At 41.2% G+C, this 22,717-nt stretch carries 16 protein-coding genes; 11 read left to right on the top strand and 5 right to left on the bottom strand.

Going from position 1 to position 22,717, the window contains the following annotated elements:
* The first annotated feature begins 414 nt into the window (after window positions 1-414).
* The 8 genes from AB3G73_RS01390 (at window position 415) to AB3G73_RS01425 (ending at window position 12,845) form a co-directional block, all read left to right on the top strand.
* A complete protein-coding gene (locus AB3G73_RS01390) occupies window positions 415-930 on the top strand; it encodes an RNA polymerase sigma-70 factor (RefSeq protein WP_195649009.1) in 516 nt (171 codons plus the stop codon).
* 69 nt (window positions 931-999) lie between these two features.
* Window positions 1,000-4,287: a TonB-dependent receptor gene (locus AB3G73_RS01395; protein WP_217721494.1), complete on the top strand. Its 3,288-nt coding sequence runs from the start codon at window positions 1,000-1,002 to the stop codon at window positions 4,285-4,287.
* Window positions 4,288-4,299: 12 nt separating this feature from the next.
* Window positions 4,300-6,024, top strand: coding sequence for a RagB/SusD family nutrient uptake outer membrane protein (locus AB3G73_RS01400; protein ID WP_148366054.1), 1,725 nt, complete (start codon window positions 4,300-4,302; stop codon window positions 6,022-6,024).
* A 37-nt stretch (window positions 6,025-6,061) separates the two neighbouring features.
* Window positions 6,062-7,615, top strand: coding sequence for an Ig-like domain-containing protein (locus tag AB3G73_RS01405; protein ID WP_148366056.1), 1,554 nt, complete (start codon window positions 6,062-6,064; stop codon window positions 7,613-7,615).
* 34 nt (window positions 7,616-7,649) lie between these two features.
* The gene (locus tag AB3G73_RS01410) at window positions 7,650-9,044 is read left to right on the top strand and encodes an alginate lyase family protein (RefSeq protein ID WP_367741966.1); all 1,395 of its coding nucleotides are present in this window, start codon (window positions 7,650-7,652) and stop codon (window positions 9,042-9,044) included.
* Window positions 9,045-9,263: 219 nt separating this feature from the next.
* A complete protein-coding gene (locus AB3G73_RS01415; RefSeq protein ID WP_367741969.1) occupies window positions 9,264-10,913 on the top strand; it encodes a glycoside hydrolase 43 family protein in 1,650 nt (549 codons plus the stop codon).
* A gap of 89 nt (window positions 10,914-11,002) precedes the next feature.
* Window positions 11,003-12,223, top strand: coding sequence for a glycoside hydrolase family 88 protein (locus AB3G73_RS01420; protein WP_195649015.1), 1,221 nt, complete (start codon window positions 11,003-11,005; stop codon window positions 12,221-12,223).
* 64 nt (window positions 12,224-12,287) lie between these two features.
* Window positions 12,288-12,845, top strand: a complete 558-nt coding sequence (locus AB3G73_RS01425) for a thioredoxin-like domain-containing protein (RefSeq protein ID WP_148366064.1) — start codon at window positions 12,288-12,290, stop codon at window positions 12,843-12,845.
* A gap of 88 nt (window positions 12,846-12,933) precedes the next feature.
* On the opposite strand, the gene AB3G73_RS01430 is transcribed toward AB3G73_RS01425, so the two are convergent.
* From AB3G73_RS01430 to AB3G73_RS01445, 4 genes are all read right to left on the bottom strand, one after another.
* Window positions 12,934-13,410, bottom strand: coding sequence for a copper resistance protein NlpE N-terminal domain-containing protein (locus AB3G73_RS01430; RefSeq protein ID WP_167511813.1), 477 nt, complete (start codon window positions 13,408-13,410; stop codon window positions 12,934-12,936).
* A 54-nt stretch (window positions 13,411-13,464) separates the two neighbouring features.
* Window positions 13,465-14,757 (bottom strand): hemolysin family protein, encoded by a 1,293-nt coding sequence (locus AB3G73_RS01435; RefSeq protein WP_148366065.1) that lies wholly within the window; start codon window positions 14,755-14,757, stop codon window positions 13,465-13,467.
* A 192-nt stretch (window positions 14,758-14,949) separates the two neighbouring features.
* Window positions 14,950-15,732, bottom strand: coding sequence for a M48 family metallopeptidase (locus AB3G73_RS01440; protein ID WP_148366067.1), 783 nt, complete (start codon window positions 15,730-15,732; stop codon window positions 14,950-14,952).
* 31 nt (window positions 15,733-15,763) lie between these two features.
* Window positions 15,764-18,142 carry a TonB-dependent receptor gene (locus AB3G73_RS01445; RefSeq protein WP_259022721.1) on the bottom strand — a complete coding sequence of 793 codons (2,379 nt, stop codon included), beginning with the start codon at window positions 18,140-18,142 and terminating at the stop codon, window positions 15,764-15,766.
* A gap of 179 nt (window positions 18,143-18,321) precedes the next feature.
* Between AB3G73_RS01445 and AB3G73_RS01450 the strand changes: the two genes are divergently transcribed.
* The gene (locus tag AB3G73_RS01450) at window positions 18,322-18,756 is read left to right on the top strand and encodes a DUF2007 domain-containing protein (protein ID WP_148366071.1); all 435 of its coding nucleotides are present in this window, start codon (window positions 18,322-18,324) and stop codon (window positions 18,754-18,756) included.
* Window positions 18,757-18,781: 25 nt separating this feature from the next.
* The gene (locus AB3G73_RS01455) at window positions 18,782-19,600 is read left to right on the top strand and encodes an alpha/beta hydrolase family protein (RefSeq protein ID WP_148366073.1); all 819 of its coding nucleotides are present in this window, start codon (window positions 18,782-18,784) and stop codon (window positions 19,598-19,600) included.
* A 403-nt stretch (window positions 19,601-20,003) separates the two neighbouring features.
* On the opposite strand, the gene AB3G73_RS01460 is transcribed toward AB3G73_RS01455, so the two are convergent.
* Window positions 20,004-21,452 (bottom strand): S41 family peptidase, encoded by a 1,449-nt coding sequence (locus AB3G73_RS01460; protein WP_148366075.1) that lies wholly within the window; start codon window positions 21,450-21,452, stop codon window positions 20,004-20,006.
* A gap of 180 nt (window positions 21,453-21,632) precedes the next feature.
* On the opposite strand from AB3G73_RS01460, the gene mnmA reads away from it, so the two are divergent.
* Window positions 21,633-22,700 carry a tRNA 2-thiouridine(34) synthase MnmA gene (gene mnmA, locus AB3G73_RS01465; protein ID WP_148366077.1) on the top strand — a complete coding sequence of 356 codons (1,068 nt, stop codon included), beginning with the start codon at window positions 21,633-21,635 and terminating at the stop codon, window positions 22,698-22,700.
* Window positions 22,701-22,717 lie beyond the last annotated feature (17 nt).

Genomic DNA, 22,717 nt, shown 5'->3' on the forward strand with positions numbered 1-22,717 from the left:
ATATAATTGAAGCTTGCATTTATAGTTTACCCTTAATCAAATGTAACTTTGCAATAAGTGCAAAGCAAGTTTATCTTTAATGAAATGAAAGTTTTCTCTTAATGTTTATGTTTCATCAAAGCCGTTGATGAGACAATGAATCGGTAAGATCATGAAATGATGAGATTGAAAAGGAGAGAAAGGTAAGGGCAAACAGGTGTAAGTGGAGCAAAAATGCGTAGATTTTAGTGTATGGAGTCTCATTTTATAAAGTGATACTCTATTTGATTCGAGTGTAAATTGTTGATAATGAGAAGAATGTGTTTAAATAAGTCTAACTAGATTCGTTGAGATTGATCTGCTTTATTTTCTGGCTGTTATATCCGAAATCCCCTCTATATTTGCATCGTGATCAAAACCGAAAAAGATAGTATTATGGAGACAATAGCTAACACTTCCGACAACATTATCACCCGTGCTTATGAAGAATATTATCAGGTGATTCTTACCTATATTACTTATCGTATCACTCATCGCTACGAAGCAGAGGATCTAACCCAAGATGTATTTGTACGTCTGTTGGACTACAAACAAATGCTCCGTCCGGACACTGTGAAATATTTTCTGTTCACTATTGCCCGCAATATTGTAATCGACTATATCCGTCGTTATTATAAGAAGCAGGAGATAGACAGCTACATCTATGATACTATGTCTACTTCTACCAATGAAACCGAAGAAAAAATTATCGGTGATGATTTAATGACAATGGAACGGACCCGTCTGGCTGCCATGCCCGAACAACGTCGGTTAATTTATACATTAAGCCGTTTTGAAAATAAAACTTCTCCGGAAATCGCTAATGAACTGAATCTAAGTTGTAGGACGGTAGAAAACCACCTATTCCTTGGACGTCGTGAAATGCGCGAATTCTTCCGAAACTGTATATAATCTTATTCATTAATAAATAACCCTTTGTGCTTATGGAAAAGGAGTCAGAAATTACAAAGAGGCACCTGTATGCCTTCCCTTATTTTAGAGAACAAAAATTTAATACTATTTTTAAACCTCAAATTTAATTTTATGAATGATATCTTAAAGTGTTCGCCGAAGAGATTTTTATTTTCAATGGTGGTTGCTTCTGCGTTATTGACAGGAATACCCCAAAATACCTATGCGGAAGTTGATAGGTCGCAAACTGTTATGCAGACGGTGACAGTAAAGGGGACTGTGTTAGATGCAAATAATGAGCCGATAATCGGTGCTAGTGTGTTGATGAAGGGGACTACTAATGGTACAATTACGGATATAGACGGAAACTTTATACTTAGTAATGTCAATCCGGGAACATTGGTTATTTCTTATATTGGCTATAAAACAAAAGAAGTTAATGTGAACGGTAGCGCACCTGTGAAAATTACATTGCAAGAAGATTCTGAAGTATTGGATGAAGTGGTAGTAGTGGGTTATGGTACCCAGAAAAAATCTTCATTAACAGGTGCTGTTGCAGTTGTAGGAGCTAAAATGCTTCAGGAAAAAGGAGGACTGTCTAGCCCATTGGAAGCTCTACAAGGACAGGTGCCTGGTGTTATGATAACTCGTAGTTCCTCTGCTCCGGGTGACGAAAGCTGGGGATTAAGTTTGCGCGGATCAGTATCAGTGAACAGTACAGAACCATTAATAATAATTGATGGGGTAGCGTATGAAAGTGTGAATGAGCTTCGTCTGCTGAATCCTAATGATATTGAATCAATGAACTTTTTGAAAGATGGTGCCGCTGCAATCTATGGTTCTCGTGCTGCTGGTGGTGTTGTCTTAATAACTACAAAGAAAGGCGCTGAAGGTAAAGTGAAAGTAGAATATAGCGGTAGCACTACTTTGAAAACTGTTGGTTTGATGGCTTCTGCCATGAATATTGATCAATGGGCAGATGGGGTAATGACAGCATTGACGAACGATAAAAACACGTCTAATGTCTGGTATACTTATGCGGAATTGGCAAAGAAATATAAAGGGTCATATCTTGATATGCGCTATAGTCCTAACCCGTTCGGTTCGACCAACTTTACGGATGTTGCAGATTTTGTGTTCACAGATGATGTAAATTGGCTGGATACGCTTTTTGGTGATACATGGAGTACGGAGCATAGTTTAAGTGTTTCCGGTGGTTCAGAAAAATCATCTTATCGTATTTCGATGAGTTATCTTTATGATGGTTCTACATTGCAATTTGGTGACAATAACAACAAGCGTTATAACTTTCGTATGAATAATACATATAAGTTTACAAAGAACCTGAAACTGGACTCTTCTATTTCGTACAATCGGCAGGAACAGGTTGCTCCGACACAGATTGAGTCAGCTTTATCCGCTACTTTGCCTATGCCGGGACTTCCATTTGAGTCCTTAAATGGAAAACCGTATGCATGGGGAACATGGGGATCTCCTGCGGCTATTGTTAGTAATGGTGGTAATAATAAACTCTCTGTTTCTGCTATATCATTAAGCGAGACATTGAATTATCAGATTTTAGATTGGTTATCCGCTAATGCTAATGTTGGATATAGTACGAGTACGGCATCCCGTAATAAAACAACAAATTCAGTCACTTTTTATAATTATATGGGTGATGTAGAAGTGCGGACAGATCCAACGCAAGCAAACTCAACTTACACTCAGACAAGTTCGAGAACTGATTTTTATTCAGTTTCCGGTTATTTAGCAGCTAATAAAACATTTGCGCAAAAACATAAGTTGAATTTGACATTGGGTGCACAATATGAATTTAAGGAGTATACTTATTTTGGAGTGATGGTGAAAGATATTCAGAATGGTATGGAAATAGTAAACGGTTCGGGTGATGTGACTTTGACCGGTGATGAAAAGAAATATCAAAATGCGAATCTTTCTTATTTTGGACGTTTTAATTATGATTATGATGGGCGTTACTTGCTGGAACTGAATGGACGTTATGATGGTTCTTCTAAGTTCTTGCCGGAAAACCGTTGGGATCTCTTTTATGGTGTTTCATTGGGTTGGCGTATAAAAGAAGAATCTTTTTTGCAGAAGGTTGATTGGTTAAGTGATTTGAAGCTACGTCTTTCTTATGCAGAAGTCGGTAATCAGAGTGGCATTGGAAACTATGACGGAGTACAACTTTATAATTTGGTTGCAGCAGGTGATGATGGCGCATATATAGGTTCTAATAAACTTTCTTATATAAAAACGAACGGAACTCTGGCTTCTACAACACGTAGTTGGGAACGCATAAAAAATTATAATGTTGGTGTTGATTTTGGTTTTCTGAATGGTAGTTTGACTGGTTCTGTCGAGGCTTTTATGAAGCAGAACAATAATATGTTAGTTAGTGTCACTTTCCCGGGAACGTTAGGAGATTCTGCTCCGAAAGCGAATGCCGGAAAGTTTAAAGGATGGGGATATGAAGGTCAACTTAACTATCGTAACAGGATTGGAGATGTAAACTATCACATAGGTGGTACTTTTACTTTTGCCCGTAATGAATTAGTGGATTACGGTGGTACAACAGTTTTAAAGTCAGGATATGTACAAACACAACAAGGTTATCCTCTGAATTCAATTTTCGGTCTGCGTTACGGTGGCAAGATTCAGAATGAAGAACAGTTGGCTGCCTACAAGACAAAGTATTATAATAATAATGGAATTGGTATGCCATCGAATCTGCGTGTAGGTGACAATATGTATTGTGACGAAAACGGAGACGGTGTATTAGATGAAAAAGACTATATCTATCTGGGCAGTGACACTCCTGAAATCTCTTATTCTTTCAATTTTGGGGCAGACTATAAAGGATTTGATATCAACGTTGTTTTTCAGGGAGCTGCCAATCGTTTTGTTTATCGTCCGATTGATAATTGGACAGTGCCGTTCCGTAGCAATTATACCAATACAAGCACTGCTTCTCTTGGCAATACATGGAGTGAAAATAACCGGGATGCTTACTATGCCCCATATACCAATGAAAGTAATATCAATAATTACAATTATCAGGCATCCTCTTTGACAGCACAAGATGGTCGTTATCTTCGTCTGAAGAATGTAACAATCGGTTATACTTTTCCTGCTAAGTTGTTGAATAAAACAAAAGTAATATCAGGGGCCCGTATATATCTGACGGGAGCTGATTTGTGGGAAACTACCAAAATAAAAGATGGATGGGATCCTGAAGCATCTGCTCGTGATACCAATAATACCACTCAGGCAGCTAAGGGGGTGAAACGTTATCCGTTCACTCGTAACTTTACTATCGGAGCTAATTTAACCTTTTAAATAATTGATGATATGAAATTAAAACAATATATAAAAGCCGCATGTCTTTTTTCTTTCGTAGCAGTGACAACTTCCTGTATGGATTTGGAACCATTGTCGGATTTGGGAGATAATTTGGTGTGGGACAACGCTGCCAACTTTCAGCTGTTTGCTAACCAGTTTTATAGTTGGCCTCATGATTTTGACCGTGCTGTGTCAGATGAACCTCATAGTGATTACCGTTCTGATTTAGTGGCAGGTTCATCCATGAATGTATATAGCCAGGGTACAAATGCTATTCCTGCTACAGATGCTAATTACACCAAACTATATAAACGTATTTACTATACTAACCTATTGTTGAAGAATGCAGAAAGTTTTGATGTACCGGCGGATATTATAGTACCTGTAGCCGAAGCTAAATTTTTCCGTGCATATAGTCATTTCGAATTAGTACAGCTTTATGGTGACGCTATCATTCTTACGGAACCTTTGGACTTGGATTCTGAAAAACTTTACGGCAAACGTAATGATCGTGGTGAGGTGATTGACCAGGTGATTAAGGATTTGAAGGATGCAGTTGGCGGCTTACCTGAAACATCATCGGAGGCGGGACGATTGAATAAATATATCGCATATGCCATGTTGTCACGCGTAGCATTGTATGAAGGTACTTGGCAGAAATTTCACACTAACGGCAAAGATGCCACCTCAAATACTTCCCGTAGTACGGAATTGCTGACTATTGCGAAGGATGCCGCCAATGAAGTAATTAAAGGTGGTAAATATCAGTTGTTCTATAATGAAAAACTGGGTAATGAGAGCTATCGCTATATGTTCACATTAGAAGATGGCGCACAATGTAATCCGGCAAATCTTTCGAAGAGTGACAATACAGAATATATCTTTGTGAAACGTCATCGTAATGGAGATAAAACTGCATGGAACCTGACTCATGGTATGGTGGCAAATGCTTGCTATGTAACCCGTAAATTGGCGAATATGTATCTTTGTTCTGATGGGTTGCCTATTGGTAAGTCATCCAAATTCCAGCAATATGCCGGTGTGACTGATGAATTCCAAAATCGGGATAACCGCATGGGTAATAATATGCTATATCATGGACAACAATACTGGAATAATGACGGTAAATGGCGCACAACTTGGACGGATGCTGATTTAACAAGTAGCCTGACTGCTAATGTACGTTCGGGTAGTGGATATCAAAACCGTAAATGGGGTACTGAACGCCAGGTGGAAGATTATTACGAATCTTATGATTTCCCGGTTATCCGGTATGCAGAAGTATTGTTGAATTATGCGGAAGCTGTTTATGAATTGAATGGTACTATTACAGATTCAGAATTAGATTATTCATTGAATAAGGTTCGTCTTCGTGTCAATCCAAGTATGCCTAAGTTGAGTAGTACATTAGTTTCGGCAAACAATCTTTCAATGCGTGAAGAAATACGCCGGGAACGTACTGTAGAACTGGTATTGGAAGGTTTTCGCATTGATGACTTAAAGCGTTGGGCTACAGCTCCTGATGAAATGCCACAAGATATGCTTGGTGTGCAAGTGACAGATACTTGGTTTGAAACAAACTGGACAGATCATAAACGTTCACTTAGTTCTGACGGTTGTCTTATTCTTTATAGTGATCGTACTTGGAATGATAAACTTTATCTTTACCCGCTGCCTTCTGACCAATTACAGTTGAATCCGCAGTTGGAACAGAACCCTGGTTGGAAGAACTAAGATGTGTTATTGTAATAATGAATAAAAGAGAAAACGTATGAAACAGATATTAAAATATGGGCTGGGTTGTCTTTTTATGACAGCAGTTGTTTCCACATTTTTTTCATGTGATGATAATGATGAGGTATCCCCACTTTCTAAAGCGATTTATCCTGCGTCGGTTGAAATGATTATTTCTGAAGATTTGCAGCAGTTTATCTATATTGATGATACGAAAGTCAAGGTACTTCCTTTAGTAAAAGGAGAGAAAGTGGAATTGGGATATAGTATAACACCTGATGACGTAACTTATAAGGAGGTGAATTGGACTTCCAGTAATGAAAATGTGGCCACGGTGGATGCCAATGGTACGGTAAATGCCGTCAGTGGTAATGGTACGGGCATTGCTGTAATTCAGGTTGCTCCAAGTGTTTATTATTCGGGTAGTGATGTGGCTAGTGCCTTGAAAGTGTTGGTTGTTAATTCATTGGTTAGTGCGGAAAGCATTACGATTAGTTCTGATGCGGATAATGTATATGCAGGAGAGACATTGCAACTTTCAGCAGCAATTTTACCGTCTTCTGCTACTTATAAGACAGTGAAATGGTCAAGTTCTGATGAAACTGTAGCTACTGTGGATAAAGACGGACTTGTTACGGGACTGGATAGTGGCAAGGGCGCTGCTGTCACTGTTACTATCACTGCCACATCTTTGGACGGTGCAAATGTGATAGCTACTAAAGATATTATCGTGAATTCGATTGTACAACCGGAAGAGATTACCATCGATCAGAATTACTCATCAACTAATGGCTATGAATTTGCTATTGCAGAAAAGAGTGTAGCATTGAACTTTACTACAGTGCCGGAAAATTGTACTAAGTCATTGATAGAATGGACTTCAAGTGATGAAACAATTGCTACAGTGAAAGCTGGTGTTGTTACTTTCAATAAGAACGGTGTGTTTGGCAAGGTTACTATTACGGCTACCTGTCCGGAAACAGGAAATACTTCATCTATTGAATTGAATTTGGCAGAAGGTTTAATACGAGAGCTTTTCCGTGATAAAGATAATTGTACATGGTATTATGATCCAAACCAAGCGGCTTCATGGGAATGGCATGAAGGCTATATTACCATTACTCCTAAGGCGGGTACAAAATGGCGCGGAGACTTTAAATGTTATGAAACATCCTGGTTGCATGCTGGTAATTATCCTATTTTTGCAATTCGTATGGATGATTTGAAGGATGTTGAAGGAGTGACTGCACGGAATATTAATCTGGATGGATCGAATGGCTCTTGTGAGGGCGCTAAATTCTCTGGTAATTTAGGTGGAAATAATAATAAGTGGCTGAATGATTATAAGTGCAGTGATGGTAGTCATGTCTTTATTTATGATATATCTACTCAGAAATGGGGATCAACGGATATACTACCGACGACTTCTGTTGCATCATTTAGTACTCTTACATTTAAATATGCCGATATAACCTCATCTTCTGCTACGCCGGTAAGTTATAATGTTTATTGGATACAGACATTCAAGACTGTACAAGATGTACAAGCATATGTTGAATCGGAAGGATTAACTTACGAAGTAATAAAATAATTGGAATAACAATCAAGGTTCAAAATAGATTCTTATGAATAAAAATATAATAAAGACGATAGGTTTAGCACTACTGATAGCAGTGCAAACTTCTTGCCGTGAGAATGAATTCGGAGTAGTGGATTTGACACTTCCGGAAGGAGTATATGTTCCGGTAGAAGCAGAATATACCTATAATCATCCCTGTGCTATGTTTAATCAGGCTGATTTTGACCGCGTGAAGAATATGTTGGATGATGGGACTGCACCGCAAAAGGTAAAAGATGAATTTGAAAATCTAAAGAACTCGAGTTATGTTTCAGCTTCTTCATACAATCCGCAGCCGCAAACTAAGATTGTTCGTGGCGATGTGACCGGAACTGGTGTTAGTAATGAAAATTACAGTTATGCAATGAAGGATGCCGCAGCTGCTTATCAAATGGCACTTTTATGGAAGTTGACAGGTACTGAACAATATGCAAAGAATGTGATTAACATCTTGAATCAGTGGGCTGCGACCTGTACAGAAGTTACTTCCAATGATGCTAATCATAAACTGGCAGCAGGTGCACAAGGATATACTTTTGCCAATGCAGCAGAAATTATGCAAACTTACGATGGTTGGACAGAAGCGGATCAAACTACTTTTAAAACATGGATTGTGAAAGTATTCGCTTCTAAAAATAAAGATTTTCTGGACAACCACCAAGGTGGTAGTAACTGTGCTTTACATTACTGGTCGAATTGGGATTTGGTTAATATGTGTTCTTATCTGTCTATTGGTATTTTGACTGAAGATGATGATATGGTTAATTATGTCGTCAACTATTTTTATAATGGAGCTGGTAATGGAGCTTTAAATAATTTAATCCAGGGCACTCATATTGATCCATTGTCGAATGAAGAGATATGCCAGAATCAGGAGAGCGGACGTGATCAGGGACATGCTCAAATGTCGGCAGCTGTGACTGCTAATCTTTGCCAGATAGCTTATACATTCTATCAGGATAACAAAGATGTTTCCCGACTGGATTTCTTCGCAGCTAACAACAATGCAATTATGAAAATGGGTGAGTATGTAGCGCTTAGTAATGCAACGGATGGAATGAAGAATGACAATTCAGATGGTATTTGGTTGATTGATATTACAAAAATACCTTTTAAAGAGTATCAGTACTGTATAAATTGTACATGTAAAGATAAGAATCATGGGCAAGATCATAAAATGGTGTCTGATGATGGTCGTGGTGAAGTTCGTCCCGGATGGGAAATCTTTTACACCCACTATGCAAAGATCAAAGGATTAACTAGTGGGTATAAGTATGCTCAAATGCTGGCAGATAAGATGCGTCCTGAAGGTGGGGCAGGAGAGATTGCTAATCGTTATGGATCCAATAGTGGTGCTTTTGACCAATTAGGTTGGGCTACGTTGATGTTGTATCGTGAATAGAGTTAATATGACTTCTTAGATAAATAGAAAAAAGTTGTAAGGGGATTAGGTATTTACCTAATCCCCTTCGTATATATAAGCAAATAGGTCAGTAAATAGATTGCTTTAGAAAAAGAGATAACATTCAGTTTTCTGATAGATTAGTTTTATATAAGGTAGAAAGAATCTGTTTTTTAGGAATAACACTTGAATTTAGAAAAGAATTATTAGTTAGGTAGTATGCGTAAAAAGATTCTGTTTTTAGCAGGAATGATGGCTTGCTGTTCATTGGCAGGTGCACAAGAAATTTCTAAGACCTGGGTGGCTGATAAGGGAAACGGTACTTATCAGAACCCGGTTCTTCATGCCGACTATTCGGATCCGGATGTCTGTGCAGCCGGAGATGATTTCTATATGACAGCGTCCAGCTTTAATTGTATTCCGGGGATTCCTGTTCTTCATTCCAACGATTTGGTGAACTGGTCGTTGGTGAATTATGCACTACCGGTGCAGGAGCCGGAAGAATTTTTCGATAAGGCACAGCACGGTAAGGGAGTATGGGCGCCTTCTATCCGTTTCCATAACGGGGAATTTTATATCTACTGGGGTGACCCGGATTACGGAATCTACATGATAAAGACAAAAGACCCGAAGGGAAAATGGAGTACCCCCGTACGGGTAAAGGCTGGAAAAGGAATGATTGACCCGACGCCGCTTTGGGATGAAGATGGTAAGGTGTATCTTGTATATGCATATGCTGCCAGTCGTAGTGGAGTAAATAGTATTGCCGTGATCTGCGAGTTGAATGCCGAAGGTACGGAAGCTATTTCTGATCCGGTGATGGTATTTGACGGAAATGATGGAAAGAACCATACGGTGGAAGGCCCGAAACTTTATAAACGCAATGGATACTATTACATTTTTGCTCCGGCAGGCGGGGTAGCTACCGGTTGGCAGTTGGTTCTTCGTTCAAAGAATATCTACGGCCCCTACGAATCGAAGATTGTCATGGCACAAGGAAGGACAAATATCAACGGTCCTCATCAAGGCGGCTGGGTAGATACGAACACTGGAGAATCATGGTTCATTCATTTTCAAGATAAAGGAGCTTACGGACGTGTGATTCATCTGAATCCGATGACTTGGGTAAATGATTGGCCCGTAATCGGAGTAGACAAGGATAAAGATGGCTGCGGTGAACCTGTGACCACTTATAAGAAACCGAATGTGGGAAAGACATATCCGGTAGCTACTCCACCGGAAAGTGATGAATTCAATACCCGGCATTTGGGACTACAGTGGCAATGGCACGCTAATAAAAAAGACACTTACGGGTTCACTACTGACTTAGGATATATCCGTCTTTATGCAGGCAGCCTCTCAAAAGAATTTGTGAACTTCTGGGAAGTTCCTAACTTGTTGATGCAGAAGTTTCCGGCTGAAGAGTTTACGGCTACGACCAAGTTGACATTTACTGCCAAGCAGGACGGTGAACAAACCGGAATCATTGTGATGGGATGGGATTATAGTTATCTTTCCATTCGTAAGGCAGGAGATCAGTTTATTCTGCAACAAGCAGTCTGCAAGGATGCGGAACAGCAAAATCCCGAACAGATAAAAGAATTGGCAAACCTTCCGGTGGAACATCTGAAGATGCCGGGAGTAGCAGATAATGAGTGGCAAACAGTTTACTTACAAGTAAAAGTTCGTAAAGGAGCCGTTTGTACATTCGCTTATAGTCTGGACGGAAAGAAATATACGACAGTGGGAGAGCCTTTCACAGCCCGACAAGGCAAATGGATTGGAGCCAAAGTTGGAGTATTCTGCGTAACTCCGAATGACGGTAATCGCGGATGGGCAGATGTAGACTGGTTCCGGATGACTGAATAAGTGGTGTATGATTAAGTAACTGATGAATGACTAAGTAATCGACAAAGAGAAATAAAGAATAAGAATTAACGCGAATATATTAAACGAAGATGAAAAAGATTGTAGTAGGTCTGGCTGTGATGTTAGGTTTTTGTACGTGTACTCACAAGCCATCCGGTACATTGGATGTGAATAAGGCATTGGACTACTGTGCGGCACAGGCACAGCGTACACTTACGGAACTGAAAACAGATTCCGGAATTGACTATACGATGATGCCGCGTAATATCATGGCTGACGAACATCACTGGAACTGCCGTAAAGCAACGAAAGAAGAATGGTGTGCCGGTTTCTGGCCGGGGGTGCTCTGGTATGATTACGAATATACACAGGATAAACATATTCTGGAAGAAGCTAAGAAATTCACGAACTCATTGGAGTTTCTTTCTCAAATTCCCGCCTATGACCATGACTTGGGATTCCTCGTGTTTTGCAGTTATGGAAATGGTTATCGTTTGACAAAGAATCCAGCTTATAAGAAAGTGATTCTGGATACTGCCGATTCTTTGTCTGCTCTGTTTAATCCGGTAGTGGGAACAATGCTTTCATGGCCTCGTGAAGTGGAACCGCGCAACTGGCCTCACAACACAATCATGGATAATATGATTAACCTTGAAATGTTGTTCTGGGCGGCGAAGAATGGTGGCAATCCTTATTTGTATGATATTGCCGTTTCTCATGCCGACAAAACAATGAAATGTCATTTCCGTCCTGATTATACTTCATATCACGTAGCCGTATATGACACGATTTCGGGTAATCTCATTAAAGGAGTCACTCATCAGGGATATGCCGACAGCACCATGTGGGCACGCGGACAAGCATGGGCAATCTATGGATATACCGTAGTCTATCGTGAAACGAAAGACCCGAAGTATCTTGATTTCGCGCAGAAGGTGACAGATGTTTATCTCGAACGTCTGCCCGAAGACAAAGTCCCTTATTGGGATTTCGATGACCCCTCTATTCCGAATGCCCCACGGGACGCCTCGGCTGCGGCAGTGGTGGCTTCCTCTTTGCTCGAATTATCTACTTATCTTCCGAATGGTACGGGCAAACGTTACAGGGATGCTGCGGTGGAAATGCTGACGAGTCTAAGTTCTGATAATTATCAGAGTGGAAAAAGCAACCCCTCTTTCCTGTTGCATAGTGTAGGACACTGGCCTGCTCATTCCGAGATAGATGCTTCTATTATTTATGCAGACTATTACTACATTGAAGCATTGCTTCGGTTGAAACGTCTGCAAGAAGGAAAGAATGTAATTAAATAAAGAAGATTTATATCGAATAAAACACTATCTTTATCACAGTTATTTAACAATAAATCTATGTTGTATGAAACAGTGCATTAAAACAAATGGAGTTTTATTCTTTTTTTGTTTGATATCATTAATCATTACTGCACAGGAGCAATCAGTGCAGTCTAATATCAAATGCTTGAATTATCCTAGTTCGTTTGAGTTATTGCTTCGGCATTTTAAAGGAAAAATTGTATATATTGATGTAATGGCATCTTGGTGTAAACCCTGTCTGGCAGAACTCAAAGAATATGAAAAAACAGATGATTTTTTCAAAAAGAATGATATTGTGAGACTTTTTATTTCAATAGATGAACCCAAGGATTGGAATGCCTGTCTGAAAAGATTGGATGAAAGATTATTAAATGGGTATTTTGTCACCTATCATCGACCAGAGAATAGTGTTGAGAATAACGAATTTTCTGTTGAAGTGGAGAAGTTGTTTGTCACTTATGATGAGAAAGGTAATTTCGCCGGGCTTTCAGTTCCTCAGTTTATTATTGTTAATAGGGAGGGAGCTATTGTAGAATATAAGGCACAAAGACCAAGCAATCCGGAGGAATTGAAGAATCAGTTGAAACAATACTTGGAATAATATGAGGAAAGACTCCCAAAAACGAAAAGCTCTGCACAGAACCTTCGTTCTGTGCAGAGCTTTTTTACTGGTTAGGGTTAGGTTTATTTTATTGTTTTACCTTGATGATGTCATAATTCAGATCACTGACAGCTTCTTGCAAGCTATCGTTCACCAGACGAAGAGTGGTGTCATTCACAATCACGAAATACATCGGAGCTTCGCCATCCTTCGGAGTTAACTTAACAGCAGTCACAGGTTTTTTGTTCACTACCTTGTGTACAGTTTCTTGTTTTCCTTTTGAAGTGAAAGTCTTGTTTTGTCCTTGACCTTCAGCGTCGAGGTAAGTCATATCCAATGTATACACAGTGTCCATACCGTCAGTTGCAGCGTTCAGGGTCAGTACATAATCAATACCCGGACCGTCGGCAGCAGGAAGAGTACCTTCATAAACTTCAGTCAATTCGGTAATCGGAGTCATAGCAAGAGCTAGACTGTCTGCTTGAGCCTCTGCGGCTTTGTTTGCTTTTGATTGGCATGATGCCAAAGCAGCTACGACTGCTGCTAACATAATTACTTTTTTCATCGTTAAGTGCTTTAAGTTAATATAAATAGTGAGCTATTGCTCGTTTTTGCTATTCTATTCCTGTTCCTCGTCCCGTTTGATGACAAGCAGTTTGTCTACTCGTCCGCGGTCCATATCCACTACTTCGAATTGTAAATTCTTGTAGGTGAAGATGTCTCCCGCTTTCGGGATACGGCCAATCAGGAACATGGCTAATCCCCCCAGAGTGGTGAAGTCTTCCGATTCCAGATCTTCATAGGATAAAATACCCATTTCCTCCATGAAGTCGTCGATATTCATCGAAGCTTCCACCAGCATCGAACCATCCTGCCTGGTAACGATTTCTTCTTCTTCCGTTTCATCCTCTTCAAGGATGTCTCCGAAGATACTTTCAGTCAGGTCGTGCAGGGTGATGATACCCTCTGTGCTGCCATACTCGTTAACAACAACTCCGAACTTGTTTTTGTTCTTCTTAAATAGCTCTAAAACTTTATTTGCATACAAACTTTCCGGAATAAAGAGGGGAGGACGGGCTATTTCGCGTAAGTTAAACAGCTTTTTACTGCCTACCATCAGGATAATATCCTTTACGGAAACAACACCGAGAATTTCGTCTTTCCGTTCGTCCACCAACAGATATTTACTGTAATGTTCTTCTTCGATCGTCTTCATCACCTTTTCCTGCGTATCATCAGGGTGAAGGATAATGAGATCTCTGCGATGCGTCATCAGTTCGTTAGCCCGTTTGTCGGAGAAGCGGAACACGTCACGTATCATTTCCGTTTCCTCTTTGTCAATCACACCCTGTTCCGAACTTTGATGGAGAATCATTTTGATTTCTTCTTGTGTCATGGGGCGTTCTTCGCTTTTCAGACCGATCAGTTTATTCAGTAGCCGGGTAGAGACACTTAGCAACCATACGAAAGGGTAGGAAACCTTTGTCAGCAGGATCATGATAGGACTGAATAATATCGCATAACGCTCCGGATTACTAAGAGCGATAGATTTGGGTACTAGCTCTCCGATAATCAGAGAAAGATAGGTAATGATTGCTACGGTAGTAACCATTGCCAGATTGCGTGCATAGGTTTCCGCTCCCGGGATAAGGGAAAAGAAAGGAACAAGGTCGTCGGCAATAGCCACACCACCATAGGCACCGGATACGATACCGATCAGAGTGATACCAATCTGAATGGTAGATAAGAACTTTTCCGGTTCTTCCAATTGTTTCAAAACTCCGCGGGCTGATTTGTTGCCTTTGGCGACAAGTGTTTCAAGACGTGCTTTGCTGGATGATACCAGCGCAATTTCATACATGGCAAAAATGCCATTCAGTACAAGTAAGAGAAGTATGATAAGAAATTCCATAAATGGATTAAAATGGTTATAGGGTCGAAATTACAAGAAATCAAGACACGATGCAAATATGTGTGACAGATTAATGAATATTTAATAATCGTGTTGTCTTTTTAGATGCAAATGACGCGGATAACACAGATCTAATAAAATGATAGATCCGTGTTTTCCGCGTCATCCGTATTTGAAGAGTTTTCTTACTTGTTATTTAGCGTAGGTTGCTGCTTTTGCTTTGGCACGCTCGATACGTTTCATTGTATCCGGGTGTGACGAGAACATCTTCTGCAGATAAGAAGCCTGTGGAGCATCTTTTGACAGTTCGGACAGTTTGGTCAGTGAGTTAGCCATCGCATACGGATCGATACCATTCTTTACACAGAACTCTACACCGTAATCATCTGCTTCACTTTCCTGTTTCTGCGAGTATTGCGCGCCTGCCAAAGCTTCCGCCATGGCTCCCAGTTCAGAATCAGTCAACTTGGCTACTTTATCGTTGGTGGCGCCTGCTGCATTCTTTACAGCTGAACGGAGATAAGCATTCTTCATGGCATCTTTTGAGTCTGTGTGAATAACGTGACCGATTTCATGTCCTACCACAGCCATTACTTCTTCATCTGTCATAACATCCATCAGACCGGCACAAATACGTACACTACCGTCACCGCAGGCAAAGGCGTTTACGTCTATCACTTCGTATACACCGAAGTTAAGTTTCAGTCCGTCCACTTCTTTGATATGTCCGGTCAGTCTCTCCAGACGTTTGCCGTATTCGGAATCAGGTTTAGTTAAAGGATTATGAGCATCCATCCATACCATATATTCCTTGCTCATGTTAGCAATGTCCGCATCGGATAAAGTAACGGCTGATACTACGTCTTTACCGGCTTGTAACGCTTTTCCCAGATTAATCTTCTTGCCGAATTGTGCAGAAGCTGTCATACCCATGCCTAACAATACGAAGGCAATCATAGCAATTTCTCTTTTCATACTTTTTTCTAGTTTGATGTTTTATGTATAGTTAATATTCAAATGTTATTCCTAATGTAGGGAGTAATGTTCCGCTCGATTGTTTGATGCGTTTCATTTTATAGTGTTGGCTATCGGCGGGAGCTTCCGGATTCTCAATAATGCCCGTACTCATCAGTACGTCCTGCTGTTTCAGTTTGCTTGCTGTGATATTTTGCAAGTCAAGATAGAATCCCAGCATACAATGTTTCAGATAAAATGTCTTGTCGATACGGAGGTCTACCTGTGCAAAGGCCGGAAGCCGTTCCTTATTGTATCTCGAATAGTCGTAATAGGCTTTGCCTTGTGCATCCCAGGCAGATACCAAGGATGATTTATCTTCATCATAAGGCGTATAAGGAGCACCGCCGATGCAACTGACTTTCATTCCGATGCTCCATTGGCGCGGTAGATTGTAGGTTCCCCGTAAGTTGAAGATATATCGGTTGTCCCACGCAGATGCAATGTATTCACTCTCTTTGTCGTTGCGGTATTCGCTTTTAAATAAGGTAAAGGAAGAAGCCAGATTCAGCTTCTTGGCGATCAGCCATTTCGCCAGAATCTCCGCACCATACGAGCGTCCCTGGGCGGTAGAGGTCAGCAATTCATTGCCAATTACCCCATAGTCATTCCCTTTGCAAGTAAGAGGGATGCCATCTACAACGGAGAGTGGGATTTTATCATAATCTTTGTAGAATCCTTCCACGGACACTTCGAAAGTATCTCCTTTGCGCCAACTGATGCCCAAGCTTTCCTGGCTGACTTTCATATAGCGGAGATTGTATTTGTTGACATACGTTCCGTTATTATCCTTAAAACCGAGAGCCGTGTAAGGAGGCAACTGGTAATAAAGTCCTGCATTTCCACTTAGAAACCAGTGATCGGCAAGCTGATAGGAAAGCGATATGCGCGGTGAAAGCTGGTCGGAGAGTGATTTCATCGCCGATGAATAATTGTTGGCATCCGCTCTCAATCCCAGAGAAGCAGTGAAGCGTTCATCCATTGAAGAGTAGCTGATAGTGCCGAAAAGTCCCCAGCGCATCATTCCCAAATAGGTATGGTAATCAAACGTTTGTGCCTGATTGGTATATGCCTTTTGAAAGGTGGTATTGGTATATTGGCTATAATCCAGATTCACTCCGAGGTTGACCTTCCAGTTTCGGAGAGAGGAAGTGTTTTCGAAGCGGAATTTTGTTTCCTGTTCGGTAGAGCGGAGACGGAGCATCAAATTCTCCGGAATGCTTTCATCATTCTGGCGGTATTTGGTGTTGCGATTGTTCAGATAGCTGTGACTGACTACCACCGACTGCACATGTGCGCCTGCATAATGACGATAAACGGCCCCTAATGTAAATGTCTCCTGCTTGATTTTCGGCAGGTAACTAAGGATGTATTCATTGTCTTCGCTATCCGCTTTCGTGTTCAACCGCATATTGTCGATTCCTCCGAGTCCCAACACTGTCAACTCGTTCTGTTCGTTAAACCGGGTTTTCAATTTGAACTGCGCATCAGTGAAAGTCGGCAGGAAAGGGAGGTCGAGCATGTCAAACAGGAACTGCAGATAGGATTGGCGCACGGATACCAGATAAGAGGTCTTTTTCCCGATATGTCCGTTGGAGGCGAGCGAGACTTCGGATGCTCCGAGGGTAGCCTTTATTGAGTTATGCTCCATATCTCCGTCGCGCAACTTGAAATCAAGAACGGAACTAAGTGCATTTCCTCTATCAGTGGGAAAAGCACCGGTGTAGAAATTGACTTCACGTATCAGGTCGGCATTGAGGATTCCTACGGGGCCGCCCGATGCTCCTTGTGTACTGAAATGATTGATATTGGGAATTTCCACTCCGTCCAGATAGAAACGGTTTTCTGAAGGAGAACCACCGCGCACGATCAGGTCGTTGCGGTAACCTATTGGTGAGAAGGCAACTCCCGGATAAGACTGTACGATGCGTGAAATGTCCCGGTTGGCTCCCGGACTCTTTTCTATTTCCTGCAATCCGATAATGCGAAGACTGACGGGACTTTCCAGATCACGCCGGAAAGGAGAAGCGGTGACGGTTACTCCTGCCAGTTCGGTCAGGTTCTCTTCCATCTCTATTGAGATGTTCAGATCTTTGGTCGATAAAATATATTCGGGAGTAGTGACACTCTTGTAGCCGATGGCTGTCGCTTGCAGGCGGTAGATGCCGGGAGGCACTTGTTCGATAGTGAAATGGCCTTCCGCATTGGTGACGCCACCTTTGTTCAGCCCGAGAACCATTACGTTAATGAACTCTAATGGTTGACGGCTGTTTTTTTCAATAACCGTTCCCTTAATTTGGTGTACAGGTTGTGCCTGTAGCAGGGAAAACAGAAGGTTGGAAAATAGTAGCAGTGTCAACAGTTTTTTCATGTGATTGCAAATTATTGCTGCGAAAGTACAAAAAAAGCATTAAAGAATGATACCTTCCGTGAATAAAAATAGAATCACTTCTTATCTGGCTCGTTTTACTTCTTGATAAAGTTAGCCGGATTTTGTTTCACATTTCATTTTTATATCTTATTTTTGTGGGAAATTAAAACAGATTCCTGATGAAGACTGTAAAATTGATAACTTGTAATGATGCGATGAAGGCGCATATCCTTCAAGGGGCATTGGAGAACGAAGGTATTGAGTCTATTCTGCACAATGAGAATTTCTCTACTTTGTATAAAAGCTGTGTGAGCAGCATCGCGGGGGTGGATATATTGGTGGCAGATGAAGACTATGATAGGGCTGTTCAAGTGTTGAGGGATAACGATAGTTGGCCGGAGGAGTTGACGCTTTGCCCGTACTGCGGTTCATCGGATATCCGGTTGGTTTTGAGAAAAGGAAAGCGATGGCGTGCGATGGGGGCTGCCATACTTTCGGCATTGATGGTTATTCCTCCGGGAGACAACCACTGGAATTACACTTGTAAGCAGTGTCATAAAACCTTCGAAATGCCGGTTTCTAAATTTGATCCTTCCGCAGTGACAGAGGAATAACTATATCTAACTATAATAACACATAATGAAAAAGAAAAAACTTCTATTAATTGTTCTTCTTTTAGTTCTGGTGGCTCCCTCTTTTGCTGCCAAAGTAGATACCTTATTAGTTAAAAGTCCTTCTATGAATAAGGAAGTGCAAGTGGTGGTGGTAACGCCGGATGCTGCGCTGGGGAAGAAAGCGGTTGCTTGCCCCGCCATTTATTTGTTGCACGGTTACGGTGGAAACGCTAAAACATGGATGGGTATTAAACCGGATCTTCCTCAAATTGCGGACGAAAAAGGAATCATATTCGTTTGTCCGGACGGAAAGAATAGCTGGTACTGGGATAGTCCGCTTAATCCGTCTTATCGTTATGAAACTTTTATTTCATCGGAATTGGTGAAGTATATCGACGGACATTACAAGACGATTGCCGACAGGAAAGGGCGTGCCATCACCGGATTAAGTATGGGTGGACATGGAGCGATGTGGAATGCGATCCGTCATAAAGATGTATTTGGTGCTGCCGGAACTACCAGTGGCGGGATGGATATTCGCCCGTTTCCGCAGAACTGGGAGATGGCGAAGCAGTTGGGAGAATTTGCCGCTAACAAGAAGGTATGGGATGAATATACGGTCATCAATCAGATTGATAAAATAGAAAACGGGGATTTGGCAATTATCATCGACTGTGGTGAAGCGGACTTCTTCCTGAACGTGAACAAGGATTTGCACAACCGTCTGTTGGCACGAAAGATTAATCACGACTTTGTCACTCGTCCGGGTGGGCATACAGGAAAGTACTGGAATAATTCCATTGATTACCAGATTCTGTTCTTCGATAAGTTTTTCAAGAAATAAATCCGGGAATGCTTGACTTTGGCTTTTCAATGTCGTATCTTTGGATACAGAATCATAAAATAGATTGAGGTTAAACTACGATAGAAGGAGGAGGCGAAAGCTTTCTCCTTTTTTGTTGTATGCTGCGGTGACGGAGAATCTCACCCCGGCTTGTAGCGGTTGTAAGTCGGTGTATGAAGAGGTTTTAGCTGCCGGGGGACAGGAAATCAGCTGTTTTATCAGGGTAAATCATACGTTCTGTTAAGTATAAACCGATGCTTTGTTAGATGTAAACCGATGCTTTATTCAGTAGAATCAGACAGCCTGTTCGGAAAAAGGTGGAATAATGGGACTCTTTTGTTAATGATGCGTAAATCTGCGTTTTGATACACTCTCTTCAGTCTATTTGATTCTTGTTTTGCTTCTATTTAATCTTTAGACCGCCGCCTCCGATAAACCGCCTACTTGCGGGACTAATAACACTTTTCTCTATCTTGAATTGTGCTTTTGTAGTTGTATCTTCTTCTTTTTTCGGGGGATAAGTGCCTTCTATAACTCCGATGGCTACTTTCAGAAGTCTTTCATTGGGATCACCGAATGGCAGGAATTCACTGTAATTGGTAATTCCATCAATGGTTGTCTCACTGATTTTAAGATCTGCGTTAGGTACGAAGGAACCGTTTTCATCATGCTTAGAATTATAAACTGTACAAACCACTGGATTCACCGACCACAGGAATTCCTCGTTGACAAACTGCTCTGTTGCTACATTTTGCCCTTTAGTGGCACTACCTATGCTTACAACGGGATAGCTGTCTTTCAAGAAGAGACTCCCTATTAACATTTCCGGTGCTCCGGCTGTAGTTCCACTGGTGATAACAAACAGACCGGGCAGGTTTAAATTAGTACCGCTTCCTAATATGGTAGGATCAAAGTTGATGGTAGCATCTTTATCCCTGTTCTTGTCGTTGTATTCCAGATAGGCCATTGGCTCGTTTAACCGTGCATTTGATGTTAAGATTGTGCCTAATAACTGCACACAATCTAATGAACCTCCGGCATTGTAGCGCAAGTCAAGTATGACATACTTCACGCCTGCTGTCTTGAATTCTTGCGAGATTTGACGCAGTTCGTCATTGTATTTTTCCGGATCAGCTTTTGTCCCGGCGGTGAAGCTGTTGTACATGAGATAGCCGACCTTGATGTCGCTATTGTTTTCTTTTACCGTAAGTATTTCTGTTTTATGTACCGGATTGTCTTCAACGACTCTTGCAGCAGGTAGTTTTAGTATTTTATCATTCGGAACGACCTTATATACAGTTGTTTCTTCTTCGTCTACTTCCCCTTCTTCAGGCTCAACAGGAACTTCTTTCCATACTCCCATCACTAAATCCCGGGCTTTGGTTCCTTGCAGTAATTGAGTCTCGTATTTTTTGCTGATGTAAGAAGTATCGACTTTCATAATCCAGTCACCGCGCACCAATCCGGCCGCTTCTGCCGGTGAACCGGGAATGACGTAAGTAATTAATGCATTATAAGCTGTATCAATATCCGCACTTCGAACCAGTGAATAATCAAATCCATAGGTAGGCAGGGGAGTTTCCATCACAGAATCCACAAACGAATAACTGTCGCTTTTCGATTTCACTTTAGACAAGAATGAGGCAGGATCCAGAAACAGATTCACATCATTGTAGGAAGGTAGATCTTGATACCACAGATAGTTCTGCTGCATGATGTCGTACATCCATGTATCCAGTGCGGTCTGGTGGGCATACTCCGGCCAGCGGTCGACACCACAGGAGAAAAAGCCACTGATAAATACGATGCTCAGGGCAGGTATGAGGATTATCTTTCTTAATTTCGTCATCATAAAAAGCTTTTTACTGTGCAAATGTAGGAAATACTTTGCTTATCTACCACATTTATGGTATAAAAATGCCTTCAATATGTGATTGGCTGTTAGAGATTCTTGCCTTATCTTTGTAGCATAGAAATTTTTAATAGGTATTAGCTTACATATAGAACGTTATTAATAGACGAATCATTATTCATGGATATAGCTGCATTATTATCAGGAGGTGTCGACAGTTCAGTTGTTGTGCATCTCCTTTGTGAGCAAGGATATAAGCCCACTCTTTTTTATATTAAGATAGGCATGGACGGAGCGGAATATATGGACTGTTCGGCAGAGGAAGATATTGAATTATCTACTGCTACGGCACGTAAGTACGGTTTGTCTTTGGAGGTAGTGGATTTGCATCAGGAGTATTGGGAGAATGTAGCGGCCTATGCCATTGATAAAATCCGGCAGGGACTGACACCGAATCCGGATGTGATGTGTAATAAGCTTATCAAATTCGGCTGCTTTGAACAGCGTGTCGGGAAAGACTTCGACTTTACGGCAACCGGTCATTATGCCACCACCTTGCAACGTAACGGTAAAACTTGGCTGGGCACAGCGAAAGACCCTGTGAAAGACCAGACGGACTTTCTCGCACAGATTGATTACCTGCAAGTTTCCAAACTCATGTTTCCCATTGGAGGGTTGATGAAACAGGAAGTGCGTGAGATTGCCAATAAAGCCGGATTGCCGAGTGCCAGAAGGAAAGATAGTCAGGGCATCTGTTTTCTCGGGAAGATAAACTACAATGATTTTGTCCGTCGGTTTTTAGGAGAAAAGGAAGGGGCGATTATTGAATGGGAAACCGGAAAGAAATTGGGTACACATCGCGGCTATTGGTTTCACACAATCGGCCAGCGCAAAGGGCTTGGATTGAGTGGTGGTCCCTGGTTCGTAGTCAAGAAGGATATTGAAGAAAATACAATCTATGTGTCCCGCGGTTATGGTGTGGAAACACAGTATGGCAATGAATTCCGGATGCATGATTTCCATTTCATTACTGATAATCCCTGGAAAGGACAGGAGAAGGAGATAGACATCACTTTCAAGATTCGTCACACTCCCGACTTTACCAAAGGAAAACTGATACAGGAAGGGGAGACGCAATTCCACATTTTGTCCTCTGAAAAGCTGCAAGGCATTGCTCCGGGACAGTTTGGGGTGATTTATGATGAAGAGGCGAAAGTTTGCGTGGGAAGCGGAGAAATCATCTGTTAAATAGTTTATTTTGAAAG

Source organism: Bacteroides sp. L008 (assembly GCF_040812255.1).
In the GTDB taxonomy this organism is placed as follows: Bacteria; Bacteroidota; Bacteroidia; order Bacteroidales; family Bacteroidaceae; genus Bacteroides; species Bacteroides vicugnae.